The 19,194-nt window shown below is 35.2% G+C and carries 18 protein-coding genes; 17 read left to right on the top strand and 1 reads right to left on the bottom strand.

Annotated features, from left to right (window positions below; all coding sequences use genetic code 11):
• From ACEN33_RS08950 to ACEN33_RS08905, 10 genes are all read left to right on the top strand, one after another.
• On the top strand, positions 1 to 320 hold a 320-nt coding region (locus tag ACEN33_RS08950), incomplete at its 5' end, for an IS30 family transposase (protein ID WP_407094899.1).
• A 234-nt stretch (positions 321 to 554) separates the two neighbouring features.
• Positions 555 to 1,337, top strand: coding sequence for a 30S ribosomal protein S2 (rpsB, locus tag ACEN33_RS08945; protein WP_138404893.1), 783 nt, complete (start codon positions 555 to 557; stop codon positions 1,335 to 1,337).
• 117 nt (positions 1,338 to 1,454) lie between these two features.
• Positions 1,455 to 2,339 carry a translation elongation factor Ts gene (gene tsf, locus ACEN33_RS08940; protein WP_338489090.1) on the top strand — a complete coding sequence of 295 codons (885 nt, stop codon included), beginning with the start codon at positions 1,455 to 1,457 and terminating at the stop codon, positions 2,337 to 2,339.
• A gap of 73 nt (positions 2,340 to 2,412) precedes the next feature.
• Entirely contained in the window at positions 2,413 to 3,153 is a 741-nt protein-coding gene (gene pyrH / locus ACEN33_RS08935; protein WP_338489088.1) for a UMP kinase, read from the top strand.
• Between the two features lie 148 nt (positions 3,154 to 3,301).
• Complete coding sequence (gene frr / locus ACEN33_RS08930; protein ID WP_338489086.1) at positions 3,302 to 3,862, top strand: ribosome recycling factor; 561 nt, start codon at positions 3,302 to 3,304, stop codon at positions 3,860 to 3,862.
• Between the two features lie 175 nt (positions 3,863 to 4,037).
• A complete protein-coding gene (locus tag ACEN33_RS08925) occupies positions 4,038 to 4,760 on the top strand; it encodes an isoprenyl transferase (protein WP_338489085.1) in 723 nt (240 codons plus the stop codon).
• Positions 4,761 to 4,797: 37 nt separating this feature from the next.
• On the top strand, positions 4,798 to 5,592 hold the full coding sequence (locus ACEN33_RS08920) for a phosphatidate cytidylyltransferase (protein ID WP_407090592.1): 795 nt from the start codon (positions 4,798 to 4,800) through the stop codon (positions 5,590 to 5,592).
• 11 nt (positions 5,593 to 5,603) lie between these two features.
• Positions 5,604 to 6,869 (top strand): RIP metalloprotease RseP, encoded by a 1,266-nt coding sequence (gene rseP, locus ACEN33_RS08915; RefSeq protein ID WP_407090593.1) that lies wholly within the window; start codon positions 5,604 to 5,606, stop codon positions 6,867 to 6,869.
• Between the two features lie 67 nt (positions 6,870 to 6,936).
• Positions 6,937 to 11,238, top strand: a complete 4,302-nt coding sequence (locus tag ACEN33_RS08910; RefSeq protein WP_407090594.1) for a PolC-type DNA polymerase III — start codon at positions 6,937 to 6,939, stop codon at positions 11,236 to 11,238.
• 184 nt (positions 11,239 to 11,422) lie between these two features.
• On the top strand, positions 11,423 to 11,971 hold the full coding sequence (locus tag ACEN33_RS08905) for an NADPH-dependent FMN reductase (RefSeq protein WP_197104441.1): 549 nt from the start codon (positions 11,423 to 11,425) through the stop codon (positions 11,969 to 11,971).
• Positions 11,972 to 12,114: 143 nt separating this feature from the next.
• Here the strand turns inward: ACEN33_RS08905 and ACEN33_RS08900 are convergent, their stop codons facing one another.
• Positions 12,115 to 12,972: a MetQ/NlpA family ABC transporter substrate-binding protein gene (locus ACEN33_RS08900; protein WP_407090595.1), complete on the bottom strand. Its 858-nt coding sequence runs from the start codon at positions 12,970 to 12,972 to the stop codon at positions 12,115 to 12,117.
• A 311-nt stretch (positions 12,973 to 13,283) separates the two neighbouring features.
• Between ACEN33_RS08900 and ACEN33_RS08895 the strand changes: the two genes are divergently transcribed.
• The 7 genes from ACEN33_RS08895 (at position 13,284) to rbfA (ending at position 19,025) form a co-directional block, all read left to right on the top strand.
• Entirely contained in the window at positions 13,284 to 13,724 is a 441-nt protein-coding gene (locus ACEN33_RS08895; RefSeq protein WP_407090596.1) for a hypothetical protein, read from the top strand.
• A 198-nt stretch (positions 13,725 to 13,922) separates the two neighbouring features.
• Complete coding sequence (rimP, locus tag ACEN33_RS08890) at positions 13,923 to 14,396, top strand: ribosome maturation factor RimP (protein ID WP_407090597.1); 474 nt, start codon at positions 13,923 to 13,925, stop codon at positions 14,394 to 14,396.
• A gap of 24 nt (positions 14,397 to 14,420) precedes the next feature.
• Positions 14,421 to 15,746 (top strand): transcription termination factor NusA, encoded by a 1,326-nt coding sequence (gene nusA, locus ACEN33_RS08885; RefSeq protein ID WP_407090598.1) that lies wholly within the window; start codon positions 14,421 to 14,423, stop codon positions 15,744 to 15,746.
• Between the two features lie 32 nt (positions 15,747 to 15,778).
• Positions 15,779 to 16,072 (top strand): RNase P modulator RnpM, encoded by a 294-nt coding sequence (gene rnpM, locus ACEN33_RS08880; protein ID WP_407090599.1) that lies wholly within the window; start codon positions 15,779 to 15,781, stop codon positions 16,070 to 16,072.
• Positions 16,069 to 16,392 carry a L7Ae/L30e/S12e/Gadd45 family ribosomal protein gene (locus ACEN33_RS08875; protein ID WP_407090600.1) on the top strand — a complete coding sequence of 108 codons (324 nt, stop codon included), beginning with the start codon at positions 16,069 to 16,071 and terminating at the stop codon, positions 16,390 to 16,392. The genes rnpM and ACEN33_RS08875 overlap by 4 nt, the downstream gene beginning before the upstream one ends.
• A 20-nt stretch (positions 16,393 to 16,412) precedes the next feature.
• The gene (gene infB, locus ACEN33_RS08870; RefSeq protein WP_407090601.1) at positions 16,413 to 18,629 is read left to right on the top strand and encodes a translation initiation factor IF-2; all 2,217 of its coding nucleotides are present in this window, start codon (positions 16,413 to 16,415) and stop codon (positions 18,627 to 18,629) included.
• Between the two features lie 21 nt (positions 18,630 to 18,650).
• Entirely contained in the window at positions 18,651 to 19,025 is a 375-nt protein-coding gene (gene rbfA / locus ACEN33_RS08865; protein ID WP_407090602.1) for a 30S ribosome-binding factor RbfA, read from the top strand.
• Positions 19,026 to 19,194 lie beyond the last annotated feature (169 nt).

The raw sequence follows: 19,194 nt of genomic DNA, 5'->3' as shown, positions 1-19,194 counted from the left end.
ATTTGAGAGAAAACTTACCTAAGGAAGCTTTAAAGTCCTTTACCTCAGATCGAGGAAAAGAATTTGCTTGTTATCCTGAGGTCGAAGCAGCAGGGATTGATTTTTATTTTGCCGATGCTTATAGTGCCTGGCAAAGAGGGACCAATGAGAACTCTAACGGTTTACTGCGTGAGTTTTTTCCTAAGAAAACAGACCTCGCTAGAGTGATTTCCCAAGAACTCAACCAAGCTTTGTGGTTAATGAATAATCGTCCTAGGAAATGCTTAGATTACCAAACACCTTTGGAAGTATTTTTACACGAACTCTTATTAATTGAGTAAATAAAAAATTGTCGCAATAATTATTGCAATTCAACATTTAAATATAGATATGCTAACTATTTTAAATAAATGTAATAAACTAGCTTGCATAATACGAAAGTATATAGTAATATAGTCCGTGGTGTAAAACCAAAAACACACGAATAATGATAATTTAACGGGTGCTCTCCTCGGAGAGACGTTTTGTTAGTAGAGTTATTCGGAGGAAAACAAAACCAAAGGAGAATGATAATTATGGCAGTTATTTCAATGAAACAATTGTTAGAAGCTGGTGTGCATTTCGGACACCAAACACGTCGCTGGAACCCAAAAATGAAACCTTACATCTTTACGGAGCGTAACGGTATTTATATTATTGACTTACAAAAAACAGTTAAGTTAGTTGATAAAGCGTATAACTTTATGCGTGACGAAGCAGCTAATGGAGCGGTTGTATTATTTGTAGGTACTAAAAAACAAGCACAAGGTGCAATCGACGAGCAAGCAAAACGTGCTGGTCAATACTACATTAACCACCGTTGGTTAGGTGGATTATTAACTAACTGGGAAACAATCCAACAAAGTATCCGTCGTCTAAAATCTATTGAAAAAATGGAAGAAGATGGAACATTTGATGTATTACCTAAAAAAGAAGTATTACAATTACGTAAAGAATTAGATCGTTTAGAGCAAAACCTTGGTGGTATTAAAGATATGCCTCGTATTCCAGATGTAATCTTTATCGTTGACCCACGCAAAGAACACATTGCAATCCAAGAAGCTAAAAAATTAAATATTCCATTAGTTGGAATGGTTGATACAAACTGTGATCCAGATGAAATTGACTATGTTATTCCATCAAATGACGATGCTATTCGTGCGATTAAATTAATCACATCTGCAATGGCTGACGCAGTTCTTGAAGGAAACCAAGGACATAGTGAAGATGATTCAGAAGAAAAATCTGACAAAGAATTTTTCGATAACTTATTTGATTCTGAAGAAGAAGCTACTACAGCGGATTCAACAGAAGCTTAATAATTAGATTATTCACAGCTGTCTTAATTCAGGACGTTACACAGGTCTAAAAACCTTGCCCTGTGTTAGGACAGTTTTTTATTTTGACTTTAAAATATCAAGGAGGATTTGAGTTTAATGGCTAAAATTAGTGCAAAACAAGTTAAAGAACTACGCGAACTGACTGGTGTAGGTATGATGGACGCGAAAAAAGCGTTGGTTGAAGTTGACGGAGATATGGATAAAGCGATTGACTTTTTAAGAGAAAAAGGTTTATCTAAAGCTGCTAAAAAAGCAAGTCGTATCGCTGCAGAAGGTTTAGCTGCAACAAGTATCAACGGAAACACAGCTGCAATTATCGAAGTTAATTCAGAAACTGACTTTGTTTCTAAAAACGAAGAATTCGTAAATATTGTTAACACAATTGCTGATGCAGTTGCTGCTAACAAACCAGCTACTATGGAAGAAGCTAACGCTATCGAAGTTGATGGCAAAACAATTGCTGACATCGTCTTAGAAGCTACTAATAAAATCGGTGAGAAAATTTCTTTCCGTCGTTTCGCTATCTTAGAAAAAACAGATAACGATACTTTTGGTGAGTACATCCATGGTGGTGGACAAATCGCTGTTATCACATTAATCGAAGGATTATCTGATGAAGATGTAGCGAAAGATGTTTCAATGCACGTTGCTGCAATCCAACCTAAATACGTTAACCGTGACGAAGTTCCTGCTGAAGAATTAGAACACGAGAAAAAAGTTCAAACAGAAATCGCATTAAACGAAGGTAAACCAGCTAATATCGTTGAAAAAATGATTGATGGCCGTATGAACAAATTCTTAGCTGAAATTAGCTTAAACGAACAACCATTTGTTAAAGATAACGATCAAACAGTTGGTAAATTCGTAGGTGATAAAGGTGGAACGATCAAACAATTCATTCGTTTCACTGTTGGTGAAGGAATCGAAAAACGCCAAGACAACTTTGCTGACGAAGTTGCTGCTCAAATGAAAAAAGATTAATTTTATACCCTTAGCCCCAGTTTCCTGGGGCTATTTTTAAAGATACGATTACGAATAAGAAAGGCAGTATGATATGACTAAAGAAACAACAAAATACAAACGTGTAATTTTAAAGCTTAGTGGAGAGGCAATTGCTGGAAATCAAGGCTTTGGAATCCATCCCGATACAATTAAAGAAATGGTAGAAGAACTTAAGGACATTCATGACTTAGGTGTTGAAATAGCCATTGTTGTAGGTGGAGGGAATATCTGGCGTGGTACAATCGGTGAAGAAATGGGAATGGAACGTTCTCAAGCTGATTACATGGGCATGCTAGCAACAGTAATGAATGCCTTAGCATTACAAGATGTATTAGAAAATAGAGGCGTTCCAACACGTGTACAAACTTCAGTAGAGATGCGTCAAATCGCAGAGCCGTATATTCGTCGTCGTGCAATTCGTCATCTTGAAAAAGGCCGTGTAGTCATCTTTGCTGGTGGAACAGGGAATCCTTACTTTACAACTGATACAACAGCAGCATTACGTGCCGCTGAGATCAATGCGGATGTTATCCTTATGGCAAAAAATAATGTTGATGGTGTTTATGACTCTGATCCAAAAGAGAACAAAGCTGCCGTTAAGTATGATAACTTAACTCACCTTGATGTTATTTCAAAAGGCCTGAAAGTGATGGATTCTACTGCAAGTTCATTAAGTATGGATAATGACATACCTTTAGTTGTATTTAACTTAAATGAATCAGGGAATATTCGCCGTGTTATTCTTGGAGAAAATATCGGAACAACAGTTGAAGCAAAACTAAATAATCAATAGTACATATTTTAAAGGTTAATAGTTATTGACGATAGTTAGTGTTAAACATATCATATCTATCTGAATGTCTGATTTAATACTCATTATACATGAAATATGGTATAATGAGTTAAATTGAACTATAGAGTATTATTAGGAGGATTTTTTTATGACACCGAGTGAAATTTTATCTACAACTAAAGAAAGAATGAACAAATCCGTTGAGGCTTATCAACGCGAAATTGCTTCAATTCGTGCTGGACGAGCAAATGCAAGTATATTAGACCGTGTAAACGTAAATTATTATGGTGTTCCAACGCCATTGAATCAACTTGCGGGTATTTCAAGTCCAGAAGCAAGAATGTTAGTTATATCACCTTATGATAAATCTAGCTTAACTGATATTGAAAAAGCTATTTTACAAAGTGATATCGGTATTACACCATCAAATGATGGAGACGTGATTCGTTTAGTAATTCCAGCATTGACGAAAGAAAGACGTGCAGAATTAGCGAAAGTTGTCGGAAAAGAACAAGAAAATGCAAAAGTTTCTATCCGAAATATTCGTCGTGACGTTATTGATTCAGTTAAAAAGCTTGAAAAAGCAAAAGAATTAACTGAAGATGATGTAAAAGATTATGAATCAGATATCCAAAAAATTACTGATGACTCAACTAAAAAAATCGAAGAATTAACTAAAGCTAAAGAGGATGAGATTTTTAACGATTAATTGAATAATCGTCCTAATGATTGCTGTTGATTTGAATTCAAATTGAAAATACTTTTATCGGAAGGTTTTACTAACTTTTTAGATAAAAGTATTTTTTTGTTTTCATGATTATTATTCGTAATTTAGCATTATTTTGGTATAATACTAGGGATGATTATTTAAAAGGGAGTATTTTATGAATAATGAATTTGAAACAGTTCCCAAGCACATTGCAATTATAATGGATGGAAATGGACGCTGGGCTAAGAAAAGATTTTTACCACGCGTAGTTGGGCATCGAAAAGGTGTTCAAGCAATTAAAAAAATTACAATTAGAGCGAATGAACTTAATATAAAATTAATTACAATGTATGCTTTTTCAACAGAAAATTGGGGACGACCTAAAGATGAAGTGGACTTTCTGATGAAATTGCCGAAGGAATTCTTTAACGATTTTTTACCTGAATTAATTGAACATAATATTCGAATTGAAGTCATCGGTGACACAGATGCACTTCCTGAAGAAACTAAAGGAATCTTAAACTCAGCCATTGAGGATACTAAACATTGTACTGGAATGATATTAAACTTTGCATTGAATTATGGGGCACGACAGGAAATTACTAGTGCAGTGAAAAGTATTATAACTGAAATTCAAAAAGAAAATATTAATTTAAGTGATGTATCAGAAGAATTAATTAATAAACATTTAATGACGAGTCGTTATAATGAACTCAGTGATCCTGATTTAATTATTCGAACAAGTGGAGAAGAACGCTTAAGCAATTTCCTATTGTGGCAAGCTGCCTATAGTGAGTTTTACTTTACAGATGTCTTATGGCCTGATTTTAATGAGGGTGAACTTGACAAGGCTATTAATGCTTATAACGGCAGACAACGACGATTTGGAAAAGTTTAATAATTGTCTGTCGTCTTAAGTCTTAGGAGGAATAATTTTGATTGTAAGAATTAGAAGTGCCGTCATAGCACTTGCGCTTTATATCCCATTCTTATTAATAGGTGGCGGTTATTATGCATTTGCGATGTGGGTTATTGGAATTATAGGCTTATTTGAATTTGCAGAAATGCAGAAACTAAATATATTTAATCATATTGGTTTCTTTTCTGTCGTTGGTTTGACTTCTTTACTCATACCTCAAATGTATATGCCAGAAATTTTGAAACAGGGCAATCCAGAGTATTTATTTTACATTTGTAGTCTGATGTTGTTAGTATTTACTGTATTCAACCATCGAAAATTTAATTTTGCTCATGCGGCTATCATTGTGTTTGCCTGTATTTATATAGGTTATGGTTTTAGATTCTTAATACTATTTCGCGAGATGGGTCTAGAAACAATTCTTTACTTATTAGTTGTAGTATGGTCAACTGATTCCGGTGCGTACTTTGTCGGTAGGAAGTTAGGAAAAAGACCACTGGCTCCTGAAATCAGCCCGAATAAGACAGTTGAAGGAATGATTGGTGGGGTTTTAACCGCACTACTTGTTTCAAGTATATTTGTCGCTTTATTCCAACCAGCCTTAGGTGTAGTGAATCAAATATGGATGTTAACAATTATAGTGTCACTTTTTGGACAATTTGGTGATTTAGTTGAATCGGCATTTAAACGTTATTTTAACGTTAAAGATTCGGGTAAATTTTTACCGGGTCATGGTGGTATGTTAGACCGATTTGATAGTTTAATTTTCGCAAGTTTTATAATGATGTTTTGGATAAATTTATTTAGATAGGATGGTTACTATTGACGACTTTACTAGTATTTTTAGTCATATTTTCGATAATTGTAGTTATACATGAGTTTGGACACTATTTTTTCGCAAAGCGTGCAGGAATTTTAGTTAGAGAATTTGCGTTAGGGATGGGTCCTAAATTATTTTCTAAACAAGGGAAAGATGGAACAACATATACAGTCAGATTGTTACCACTTGGTGGTTACGTTCGTCTAGCTGGATTATATGAAGAAGATGAAATTCAAGCTGGAATGGAAGTAGGTTTAGAAATTAATGATAATGATCAAGTATCATTGATTAATTTATCGGATAACTTTTCAGTTGACGAGATGCCAGTCAGAGTTGACAATGTTGATTTAATTGATGAGATGATCATTGAAGCTGTTCCAGTTGGACAAACAGATATTGTAAAATACTCAGTGGCAAAAAAAGCAAACATAATTGAAGCGGATGGAACTAAATTACCAGTTGCACCACGTGAAATGCGCTATGAAAGTGCGAGTGTTTGGAATAAGATGATTACTAACTTTGCAGGACCAATGAATAACTTTATATTATCCATTATTGCTTTTACAATTGTTGCTTTTATGATTGGTATTCCTAATACAGATAGCGTCATTGGTGAAGTTGTTGATGGATCAGTAGCTCAAGAAGCTGGTTTAGTTGATGGCGATAGAGTAACTGAAGTCGATGGGCAATCTGTAAGTGAGTGGTCTGATTTAGTATTATTAATTCAAGAAAGACCAAACGAAGAATTACAAATGACTGTTGAACGTGAGAATGAAACGGTTGATACAGTTGTGAATGTTCAGGCTGTGACGGATGAACAATCTGGTAACGAAATTGGACAAATTGGAATTATTGCGGATAGAGAGTTTAGTTTTGGAAGTAGTATTACTTATGGTGTGACAGCGACTTGGGGAATTATCACTGGCGTATTAGGAGTTATCGGCAGTATGATTACGAGTGGCTTCAATATTAATAACTTTGGTGGCCCAGTAGCGATGGCTCAGATGACTGATCAAGTTGTTAGCCTTGGGCTACCAGTAATAGTGAACTTCTTAGCGATGCTTTCTGCTAATTTAGGAGTATTCAACTTACTACCCATACCAGCTTTAGACGGTGGTAAAATTGTTTTAAATGCGATTGAAGCAATTAGAGGGAAACCATTAAGTGAATCAAAAGAAGGAATCATTACAATTATTGGCGTGTTAATTATGGTAGTATTAATGGTTGCTGTAACATGGAATGATATTAACAGGGCATTTTTCCAATAAGTTTTAATTTGAGGATGTGGCATCATTATTGATGGTTGCATCCTTAATTTTATCGAAAGGAGTTATTATGGCTGATAAAAGAGAATTATTCGAATTACTTCTCGATCATATTCAATTAAATGATGAAGAAATCGTTGAAGAACTACAACATACTGAAATTAAAACTGTGAATATATTAGCACAGTCAAACCAATGGCATTTTACATTTATTTCGCCAAATCGAATTCATCCAAATGCATATCAAATTTTTCAACATCATATAATAAAAGCATTTGAGCATATTGGTAGAGTTGAGACTTGGTGGCTATTTGAAGAGGATTCTTTAGAATCTAATAACATACTTGAATATTGGTACGCTATTATGTCAGTAATAGCACAAGAAAAGCCTTTTATTCGGTCGATCTTGTCTCAAGCGAAGTATGAAATCGTTGGCGAATCATTAAGAATTGGATTAGCTAGTGATATTCAAATTAATATGTTAAAAGAAAAATACGAACGATTATTAATAGAGAAACTCGAACAAGTCCAAATTACTGACCTTAATTTAGAGTACTACGTTGACGAAGAGTTATTACAAGATGAGATTAACGCAGTTCGAGATCGTCAAAGTAATGAAGATGAACAGAGCTTATTAGAAGCTTTAGAAATTCAAGAAAAAAGACAAAAACAAGAGCGAACAGTTGTGCAATCAACCTCTGATGATATAGGGAAAGATATTCCTAATAAACCGGCTTTGCCAATGATTGAATTAGATGATAATCAATTTAAACAAATCATTGAAGGTTTTATATTTTCGCATGAAATTAAAGACTTGCGTAGTGGAAATCAGCTTTTAATTATGAATATTACTGACTACACGAGCTCAGTGACTGTTAAGCTGATGTCTGGCCGTCGCATCTCAAAAGAAGCATTGAATCAATTTAGTAAAGGTGAATGGATTCGACTAGAGGGAGATATGATCCCAGATAATTTCACTTCGGAATTATATTTTAGACCGAGAAGTGTTAGAAAAGTAACGGTCCCTGGCCGTGAAGATAAAGCACCGGCTGATGGTAAACGTGTTGAATTGCATGCTCATACAAATATGAGTCAATTAGATGCAACAAACTCAGCCACTGATATTGTTACTCAAGCAGCTAAATGGGGTCATAAAGCAGTTGCTATAACGGATCACGCTGTAGCACAATCTTTCCCAGATGCGTATTGGGCGGGTAAAAAACATGGAATAAAAGTAATCTACGGAATTGAAGCTTATGTCGTGAATGACGGTGAACCCATCGCATTTAACTTAAGAGATGAGGCTTTAGATGAAGCAACATATGTTGTATTTGACGTGGAGACGACTGGACTATCATCTGTCTATGATGACATCATAGAACTTGCAGGAGTGAAGATGAGAGAAGGCGAAATTATTGATACATTCGAAGCCTTTATTAATCCAAACAAACCTTTGTCAGCTTTCACTACTGAGTTAACAGGTATTACTGATGATATGGTTAAAGATGCTCCAACGGCTAAACCTGTTTTAGAACAATTCCAACAGTTTTGTGGTGATTCTATTCTAGTTGCGCATAACGCAACGTTTGATATTGGCTTCATTAATAAAGGCTATGAACGTGTTGGCTTACCACAAACTGACTTACCAGTGATTGATACATTAGAACTGTCTCGTTTAGTGAATCCAGATTATAAATCACACCGTTTGAATACTTTAGCTAAGCGATATAACGTTCAACTAGAACAGCATCACCGAGCAGTCTATGACTCCGAGACAACAGGGTACATCTTGATGAAGTTATTAGAACAAGCGAAGGATCAATTTGGTATCATCAATCATAACCAATTAAACGACCAAATAGGACAGGGTGAGAGTTTTAAACAATCAAGACCTTTCCATGCAACTATATTAGTTAAGAACCAAGACGGATTGAAAGCTTTATTTAAGCTGATATCCATGTCCAGTACAGAGTATTTCTACCGTGTACCTCGTATTCCAAGATCTGAATTGACCCAATATCGTGATGATTTATTAATTGGAACGGCGTGTTCAACAGGAGAAGTATTCACTGCCATGATGCAAAAAGGGTATGAAGAAGCAAGCGAACTTGTTGATTATTATGACTTTATCGAAGTGCAACCTCCATCAGTTTATGAACCACTCATCAAAGATGAATTGATTCGTAACGAAGCTGACTTAAAACATATTATCAGTGAAATGCTTCGTTTAGGTGATGAAAAGAACAAAACCGTTGTTGCGACTGGGAATGTCCATTACCTGGATGAAAAAGATGAAATTTACCGTGAAGTATTGAAGAAATCGATGAAAATCAACGCTAACAGAACTTTACATATGCCAAGAGTTCATTTCAGAACGACTGATGAGATGTTACAAGAATTTTCTTTCCTTGGTGCTGAAAAAGCCCAAGAAATCGTCGTTGAGAATACTCAAAAAATTGCAGATTCAATTGAAGAAGTTGCTGTGATTAAAGATGAATTATATCCACCTGTTATTGAAGGTGCTGAAGAAGAAATTACTCAAATGAGTTATGACAAAGCGCATGAAATGTACGGAAATCCTCTGCCTGATATCGTTGATAAGCGAATCAAAAAGGAATTGGACAGTATTATATCGAATGGGTTCGCGGTTATTTATTTAATCTCACAAAAATTAGTGCTTAAAAGTAATGATGATGGATATTTAGTTGGTTCTCGTGGATCAGTTGGATCAAGTTTAGTAGCCACCTTAACAGGAATTACTGAAGTGAATCCCTTAGCCGCACATTATTATTGTACAGAATGCCACTATAGTGAGTTTTTCACTAATGGTGAACATAAATCTGGTTACGACCTTCCACCAAAGGCTTGTCCTGATTGTGGAGCCGAATTGAAAAAAGATGGACAAGATATTCCGTTCGAAACTTTCCTTGGATTCTACGGAGACAAAGTTCCCGATATTGATTTGAACTTCTCAGGAGATTACCAAGCAAAAGCGCATGCGTATACTAAGGAGTTATTCGGTGAAGATTATGTCTTTCGTGCAGGAACAATAGGTACAGTTGCCAATAAAACTGCTCACGGTTACATTCGAGGATATCTAGAATCTTCAGGTGAGCATTTGCCTCAGGCTGAAAGAGAACGATTAGCCTATGGTATTGAAGGCGCTCGAAGAACAACAGGTCAACATCCGGGTGGTATTATTGTTATCCCTGACTTCATGGATGTTTACGACTTTACACCTGTGCAATATCCAGCGGACGATGTGAATGCCGAATGGAAGACTACACACTTTGATTTCCATTCTATTGATGCCAATGTCTTAAAGCTTGATATTCTTGGTCACGATGATCCGACCATGATTCGTATGTTACAAGATTTAAGTGGTATTGATCCAATGGATATTCCGCCTGTAGATGAAAAAGTGATGCAAATATTCAGCGGTACTGAAGTACTGGGGGTAACGCCAGAACAAATAAATTCTGATACCGGAACACTTGGGGTTCCAGAATTCGGGACTGGCTTCGTGCGAGGCATGGTTTCAGAAACAAAACCTAAAACTTTCGCGGAGTTACTTCAAATCTCTGGACTTTCACATGGGACAGATGTTTGGTTAGGAAATGCTCAAGAATTAATTAAAAATAATGTTGTAGAACTATCTGATGTAATTGGTTGTCGTGATGATATTATGACAACTTTAATTCAATACGGTTTAGAAGATGGGACCGCCTTCCAAATTATGGAGCATGTGCGTAAGGGGAAAGGAATTCCTGATGACTGGCAAGCAGATATGCGAAGTAATAATGTTCCAGAATGGTACATTGACTCTTGTTTAAAAATTAAGTATATGTTCCCGAAAGCCCATGCGGCTGCTTATGTTCTGATGGCCTTGCGTGTAGCTTACTTTAAAGTGTATTATCCAATGTACTATTACGCTGCGTATTTCTCAATTCGTGCAAAAGACTTTGATTTAGTTGCTATGCATCAAGGGAAAGAAATGGTCAAAAGACGTGTCCGTGAAATTAATGACAAAGGCTTTGGAGCAACAAATAAAGAAAAAGAATTAGTGACAGAACTAGAGATAGCGAATGAAATGTTAGAACGTGGATTTAAATTCCAAATGATTAATATTGAAAAATCTGACTCGAAACATTTCATAATCGAAGGAGATTCATTAATTCCACCATTTAGAGCCGTTCCTGGTTTAGGTAATAACGTAGCTGAACAAATTGTGAAAGCACGTCAAGAAGCTCCATTCTTATCAAAAGAAGATTTACAAAAGCGTGGTAAAGTTTCAAAAACAGTACTAGCGTACTTAGACGATAATGGCGTCTTAGAAGGATTACCAGATGAAGATCAGCTCAGTTTATTTTAAATATTGAATAATTTACACTTCTTTTTAAGTTTTCTAACCTAAAAAGAAGTTTTTTATGTAAATATCAATAATTATCTCTAAAACGAAATTATTTTCAAAAACCAGACCTTTTCATTTGCATAACCATTTGAATGTCGTTAGAATATAATAGTAATCAAAATTATTTTAAGGAGATGTTATTTTTATGACAAAAATTGGAGTAGTAGTAGGTAGCTTACGTAAAGAATCCTATGCGCGTAAATGGTCGGTAGCATTAGCTGAGTTATTCCCAGCAGATGTAGAAGTAGAATTCTTAGAAATTGGGAACTTACCATTATATAACGAAGAATACGATGAAAACAACCCAAGCGAATATACTGAATTCCGTAACGCTGTATCAGCACAAGATGCAATTATTTTTGCGACACCAGAATATAACCGTTCAACTTCTGGAGTATTAAAAAATGCCATTGATGTTGCTTCTCGTCCTTGGGGACAAAGTGTATGGGCTGGTAAGCCAGCTTTAATCCTAGGTCACTCTATTTCCAATATTAGTGGTGCGAACGCTGTTCAATCACTACGTCCTACATTAGCATTCTTAGATATGCCAGTATTAGGTCAACCAGAAGTTTACTTAGCAAATTCACAAAACTTCTTTGATGAAGACGGTAAATTAAATAATGAAGAAACACGTGGTTTCTTACAAACAGTTGCGGATGCATTTATCGCACATATCGAAAAAAACACTAAATAATTAGACAAATACAACTTATATGTGTTGTTAAAAAACGCGCGTAGAAAGCAAGAGAAGTCTTACTTTCTACGCGTGTTTTTCTTTTTAAGAATAACTACAAACGGTATCGTTTGTAAAAGTTGTGATAATCACAAAATAAATAATTAATTACGTTCATTCTCAAGACTTGCTTCATATTCTTCTAATAATATCCAAGCAGGAATATGACCACCATTTGAAATTTCTTCAATATAGTCTGCAACATCGTCTGATTGATATAAATCTACAATATATTGGTATAGTGGGTTGTCTTGATCTTCTTCACGAACCGTAACGGTGTTCAAGCGATTATAATTGAATGTTTCAGTATTGTGGCCATAAGAATAGATAGCATCATTTGGTTCAAAGTCAGTACTTTCTAAGTAGACCTGATGAATCACTCCCATATCAACATCGGCCATGGCAGCTGGAATTTGAGCAGCTTCCAATTCAATGATTTCATAATTATTTGGATTTTCAACGATGTCATTCACAGTTGGTAAGGCATCAATTGATTCATCTAGTTTAATAAGCTCAGCATAATCTAAGATTTGTAAAGCGTAAGAGCTACTTGCCAAATCATTTGGAATAGCAATGATCGCCCCTTCAGGTAAATCATCAATAGAATTATGCTTTTCTGAAAAGAAACTCAATGGGGTAGCAAAAGTATTTCCAATAGAAACTAAATTAGTTTCATTTGCTTCATTCCAATCATTTAAGAAGTCGGTATGCTGATAAGCATTCATATCCAATGATCCATCAACTAATGAAATGTTAGGTGTATTATAGTCAGTAAACAGGACTATGTCTAATTCAATGCCATCTTCCTCAGCTTTATCAGCAACAAACTCCCATATATCAGCCAATTCTTCACCGACCGTTCTGATAGTCACAGTTTCACCTACAAATTCTTCAGAAAATACCTCAGCTTTAGCAGGAGCCATTGGTTCTAAGAATAAGAATAATAACAAACTAAAAAGCAACAGTTTTATTCTTTTTTTTATTTATATAAACATCCTCTCAATTCAATATGAATAGAATTATAGCACAACTTGTTAACTATAAGAAATAAAATTGCACTTAAATAAATATAACAGATAATGAAAATATAATATAACAGTTTGATATGTTTTTATTCACATGAAAAAGTTTCATATTAAAATTTAATTGAATTAAACACGGATTTACTCATATGGTTTAATTGTGAAAACAATAACAAACTTCTGGACTCGCCAAAAAAATATGTTATAATAAGTTTATAAGTAAAATAAATAGCTTAAAGGGGAGAATTGTAATGGGAAGAAAGGTTCAGACATTTAATTTTCATTTCCATAATGGTGGCCAATGGGAAATTCCAGTAGATTTAGTCGGTGATATTTGGATTAAACGTGTTTCAACAAGTTTAGGTAGAATTAATGATGGAGAAATTGTTGAGATTCATCCTTCAGAAGCTTTCAGAATGGAATTACTACCTGAAGCTGATACTTTTCAAACAACAGACATTAATCAAGGTGGATTAGAGGCTGGAATGTTTGAGACAGTGATAAAAAATCAAGATATCGAACGATTGACAGTCGTATGGGATAATGAAGACAGTGAAGAAGTTTACTTCCCATTCGAAGTAACCGAAGAAAGTGGTACAGTGAATAAATTCATGTCCGGAAAAATCCAAGATAAAAAATTATACTTAGTTATTGATGTAAATAATCATGTGAATGATATTTACCCAAATTAATTTAAACTAAAACCTTTGATCATATTTTGATTAAAGGTTTTTTATTTGGAATGCTTTAAAGAAGCTGTTACTTGTACATTTTAAAGATTTGTGGTATATTGGTTAAGGAATTTAGAAGAGACGGGGAGGAGTGAGCGGTGACGCTTGCTCCTTTCATATTTATAACTAAGAATTTAATTTAAAGGATGAGGTGAAATATTGAGTAAAGTTATTGAGTCCGTAGTTCCAGTAATTGAGCCAATTGTAGAATCAGAAAATTGTTATTTGGTTGATGTTGAATATGTAAAAGAAGGACCAAACTGGTACTTGAGAGTCTATGCCGATAAAGAAAAGGGAATAGATATTGAAGATTGTGCGAAAATTAGCGAAAAACTAAGTGAGGCACTCGATCAGATTAGCCCAGATCCATTTCCAAAAGCATATTTTTTAGAAGTGTCATCGCCAGGTGCCGAACGTCCATTAAAAACTGAACAAGATATCTTAAATGCTGTGGGCGAATATATTCATTTAGATTATTACGTACCACAATTTGGGGAGAAATTTCATGAAGGTACTTTATTAGAAGTCACGGATGAAATGTTCCAAATTGAAGTAACAATTAAGACAAGAAAAAAAGTACTTGAAATTAAACGCGATGCGGTATCAAAACTCCGTTTAGCAATTAAATTCTAAAAAATTAATGAGGTGATTAAGAAGATGAGTAAAGATTTAGTACAAGCTATGCAGATTCTTGAAGAGGAAAAAGGAATTTCTAGTCAGGTCATCAAGGAAGCTCTCGAATCGGCTTTAGTATTAGCGTATAAAAAAAGATACGATAATGCACAAAACGTTGAAGTAGAATTTGACGAAGAAAGTGGATCAATCAAAGTATTTTCAGTGAAAGAAGTCGTAGAAACTAAGTATGACCCTACTTTTGAAATTTCATTAGAAGAAGCTTTAGAAATTAATCGAGCTTATGAAGTCGGCGACAAAATCAAATTCGAAGTAACACCAAACGATTTTGGTCGTATTGCCACTCAAACAGCTAAACATGTTGTAATGCAACGAATTCGTGAAGCTGAACGTGACATTATTTATAATGAATTCATTCAATATGAAGATGAGATTTTAACTGGGACTGTTGAACGTTTCGAAAAAGGAATTGTATATGTCAACTTAGATAAAGTTGAGGCAGTTATGCCAATTCGTGAACAAATTGCTGGAGAAAACTTAGAAATTGACGAACGTGTGAAAGTGTATGTATCAAAAATTGATAAAACACCTAGAGGACCACAAGTGGTCGTGAGTCGTTCGCATCCGGATTTCTTACGCAGATTATTTGAACAAGAAGTGCCAGAGATTTATGATGGGATTGTTGAGATTGTTTCAATTTCACGTGAAGCTGGAGACCGTTCTAAAGTTGCGGTAAGATCTCGTGATGAGAATATTGATCCAGTTGGTACATGTGTGGGTCAAAAAGGACAACGTGTACAAACAATCGTGAATGAACTGAATGGCGAGAACATGGATATTATTGAATATAGTGAAGATCCTGCAACATTTATCCGTAACGCTATGAGTCCTGCAGAAGTTATTAATGTAATTTTTGAAGAAGAAGGAAACTCTTGTATCGTTGTAGTGCCAGATTACCAATTATCGTTAGCAATCGGTAAAAAAGGGCAAAATGCTCGCTTAGCTGCGCGTTTAACATCACATAAGATAGATATTAAATCAGAAACAGCTTATGAAGAGTATTTATCAGAACAAAGTGCTGAAATCGAAGAAGATTACTTAGTTAATAATGAAGTAGAATTAACTGAAGAGTATGATGCATTCGATGAAGCTGAAATTATTGCTGATGTTGAAGAGATAGAAGAAATTGAAGATCATGATAGTGTCAATGAACAACTTGAAGAGCAAGATCTAGATGAGAATAATTACGATGCTGAAGCTGTAGAGGACGCAATTTCTGAAGTTGAGCATGATTATGAGCAAGATTATGATGAATTGCTTGAAGAGCAAGAAGAACAAGATGAATTATAATAAATGATAATTTTCATTAAAGGAGCGAACTAATGGCTGCTAAACAACGCAAACAACCAATGAGAAAATGCATTGTATCTCAGGAAATGTATCCAAAAAAAGAATTAGTGCGTGTTGTTAAATCCAAAGAAAACGAAGTTTTTCTTGATCCAACAGGACGACAAAATGGACGAGGTGCTTATATAGCACTTGAACCTGAGTTGGCATTAAAAGGAAAAAAAGAAAAAACATTTGATCGTGCATTTGGTGTGAAGATTAATGATGAATTCTATGATGAGTTATACAATTATATTGATCATCAGAAAGCTCGTAAAGAACTACTATGAAAAATGATTTTAAAAAATTAAATATGTTAGGTTTAGCTATGCGCGCCAGAGAGATTATTTCTGGAGATGAATTGGTCGAAAAAGCGGTAAAAAATAACCGCGTTCGCCTAGTATTATGCGCGAGCGATGCCAGTGAGAAAACATTAGAGAGATACCGTTCTTTAAGTGAACGAAAAGATATTCCCCTTAACACAGAATTTACTAAGTATGAATTAAGTCAAGCTATTGGTAAAAACCGTTCAATTATCGGTTTGACAAATCAAGGCATGACAAAGAAATTTTTATCTTACGATGTGGAGAGTGAGGAATCATATGACTAATTAATTAGGAAGGTGATTACATGACTAAACGCGTATATGAATATGCAAAAGAACATGATCTGACAAGTAAAGAGCTACTAACTATGGCTAAGTCAAAAGGCATGGAATTCGGTAGCCATATGTCTTCAATTTCTGAAGAGCAAGAAAAGCAACTGAATAATATTATTAGTAATAAAAACAATAAGAAATCCGAAAAACCAGAAACAAACTCGAAAGAGGCAAATAAAAAAGGTTCAAACACTTCTCAAAATACGAATAAAAAAGCATCGGATAAAAACCAAGCAAAACAAAATCAACATAAAAAAGAGGAATCTAAAACGAATACTAAGCAGAATAACAACTCAAATAAGAACGCTTCTAATAACAATAAATCATCTAATCAACCTGGACGCCGTAATCGACGCAACCGTCGCGGTAAAGGGAACAAGAATTTCAAGAACACTGATTCTAAAGGGATTACACAACGTAAACATAAAGATTTACCAGAAAAATTAGTGTATTCTGAAGGAACAAATATTCAAGAAATTGCTAAAATGTTGCATCGAGATGCATCTGAAATCATTAAAAAATTAATGATGAACGGTGTTATGGCTAACCAAAACCAAGCACTTTCAAAAGATGTGATCGAATTAATCGCGCTTGAATATGGTGTAGAACCAGAAGAAAAAGTTGTTGTTGATGTATCTGATTTAGATGTGTACTTCGAAGAAGAACAAGATGAAGCTAAATTAACAATTCGCCCAGCTGTTGTTACAATTATGGGTCACGTTGACCACGGTAAAACAACATTACTTGACCAATTACGTCATTCACGTGTTACAGAAGGTGAAGCTGGTGGGATTACTCAACATATTGGTGCTTACCAAGTTGAAACTGAAGACGACAATATTATTACATTCTTAGATACACCTGGACATGAGGCTTTCACAACTATGCGTGCTCGTGGAGCGGATGTAACGGATATTGCAATTATTGTTGTAGCTGCCGATGACGGTGTAATGCCACAGACAGTTGAGGCGATTAACCATGCGAAAGCTGCCGATGTACCAATTATTATCGCTGTGAACAAAATTGATAAACCAACAGCAAATCCAGACCGTGTAAAACAAGAGTTATCTGAACACGGAATTATTTCTGAGGATTGGGGTGGAGACAACATCTTTGTCGAAATCTCAGCGAAATTCAATCAAAATATTGAAGAATTATTAGAAATGATTGTACTAGTATCAGAAGTTCAAGAACTGAAAGCTAACCCTGACCGTTTAGCATTAGGGTCAGTTATCGAAGCACGTCTTGATAAAAACCAAGGTGCAACAGCTACGTTATTAGTACAAGATGGTACTTTAAATGTTGGAGATCCGATCGTTGTTGGTAATACGTATGGCCGTGTTAGAACAATGGTTAACGATATCGGACGACGTATCCGTACAGCTGGACCAGCCACTCCTGTTGAGATTACTGGTTTACAAACAGCACCACAAGCGGGTGACTTATTCGTAGTATTCGAAGATGAGAAAACTGCACGTCAAGCCGGTGAACAACGTGCACAAGAAGCTCAAGAAGCTCAACGTAGTTTAACAAAGAAAGTAACTTTAGATAACTTATTTGAATCATTACAAGAAGGCGAATTAAAATCAGTTAACGTGATTATTAAAGCCGATGTGCAAGGTTCAGCTGAAGCATTATCTGCAAGCTTACAAAAAATTGAAGTTGAAGGTGTGCGTGTAAATGTAGTTCACCAAGCCGTTGGAGCAATTAATGAAAGTGACATTTCATTAGCCGCTGCTTCAGGTGCGATTGTGATTGGATTTAACGTTCGCCCAACACCACAAGCGCGTCTACAAGCAGATTCTGAAGTTGTCGACATTAGACAATATCGTGTAATTTATGACGCTATTGATGAAATAGAAACAGCCATGAAAGGTATGCTAGACCCAGAATATGAAGAAGAAGTTCAAGGTCAAGCGCTTGTACGTGAGACATTTACAGTGTCTAAATTAGGTACGATTGCTGGTTCATTCGTTACTGATGGCTACATTGCTCGTGATAGTCAAGTTCGTTTAATTCGTGATAACATTGTAATTTTTGAAGGTGAAATCGCAAGCTTGAAACGATTCCAAGATGATGCAAAACAAGTAGCTAAAGGCTATGAATGTGGTATCATGATTGAAAACTATAACGATGTTAAAATGGATGACGTTATCGAAGCATTCCATATGGTTGAAATAGAAAGATAACCTTTTAAGGAGGACGATACTATGGCAAAATACCGTGCAGGTAGAGTTAGACAAGAAATATTGCGTGAAGTTAATAATATCTTATTATTAGAAATTAAAGATCCACGTGTTGAAGGGGTAACAATTACCGATGTAAATGTTACTGGAGATTTACAACAAGCGACAATTTACTATAGTACTTTATCGGATAAAGCTGGTGAGAGACAAAAGACTCAAAGAGGTCTTGATGCTATTACAGGTAAAGTTCGTAGAGATTTAGGTAAGAAATTAACTTTATATAAAACACCGGAAATTAAATTTGAACGTGATCGTTCAATTGATTACGGTAGTCATATTGATTCGTTATTAAACCAAATTAAAGTGGACTATAACGAAGAAAGTGACAACGAAGCGTAAAGACTTAAACCATTCAAGTCACATTTGTGATTTGAATGGTTTTTTGCATGTGCGCCCGGCATGGGCGATAACTTGGTGGTGAAAGTCCACTACAGACTTGGCAGTAGGAACTGTTAGCTAAAGGCAAGGGTGTCCACCGTGAGGTGGAATCTGAAGGAAGCCGGAGGCA

Source organism: Ruoffia sp. FAM 24228 (assembly GCF_045528575.1).
Taxonomy (GTDB): Bacteria; Bacillota; Bacilli; order Lactobacillales; family Aerococcaceae; genus Ruoffia; species Ruoffia halotolerans.
Note: the sequence above shows the minus strand (reverse complement) of the source record. Positions and strands in the feature narration are given on the sequence as shown.

Coding starts and splice junctions, on each gene's coding strand:
- ACEN33_RS08875 (WP_407090600.1), top strand. CDS start 16,069: ATGAAAAATGATTTTAAAAAATTAAATATGTTAGGTTTAGCTATGCGC.
- ACEN33_RS08895 (WP_407090596.1), top strand. CDS start 13,284: ATGGGAAGAAAGGTTCAGACATTTAATTTTCATTTCCATAATGGTGGC.
- pyrH (WP_338489088.1), top strand. CDS start 2,413: ATGACTAAAGAAACAACAAAATACAAACGTGTAATTTTAAAGCTTAGT.
- ACEN33_RS08910 (WP_407090594.1), top strand. CDS start 6,937: ATGGCTGATAAAAGAGAATTATTCGAATTACTTCTCGATCATATTCAA.
- frr (WP_338489086.1), top strand. CDS start 3,302: ATGACACCGAGTGAAATTTTATCTACAACTAAAGAAAGAATGAACAAA.
- tsf (WP_338489090.1), top strand. CDS start 1,455: ATGGCTAAAATTAGTGCAAAACAAGTTAAAGAACTACGCGAACTGACT.
- rbfA (WP_407090602.1), top strand. CDS start 18,651: ATGGCAAAATACCGTGCAGGTAGAGTTAGACAAGAAATATTGCGTGAA.
- rnpM (WP_407090599.1), top strand. CDS start 15,779: ATGGCTGCTAAACAACGCAAACAACCAATGAGAAAATGCATTGTATCT.
- ACEN33_RS08905 (WP_197104441.1), top strand. CDS start 11,423: ATGACAAAAATTGGAGTAGTAGTAGGTAGCTTACGTAAAGAATCCTAT.
- rpsB (WP_138404893.1), top strand. CDS start 555: ATGGCAGTTATTTCAATGAAACAATTGTTAGAAGCTGGTGTGCATTTC.
- infB (WP_407090601.1), top strand. CDS start 16,413: ATGACTAAACGCGTATATGAATATGCAAAAGAACATGATCTGACAAGT.
- nusA (WP_407090598.1), top strand. CDS start 14,421: ATGAGTAAAGATTTAGTACAAGCTATGCAGATTCTTGAAGAGGAAAAA.
- ACEN33_RS08925 (WP_338489085.1), top strand. CDS start 4,038: ATGAATAATGAATTTGAAACAGTTCCCAAGCACATTGCAATTATAATG.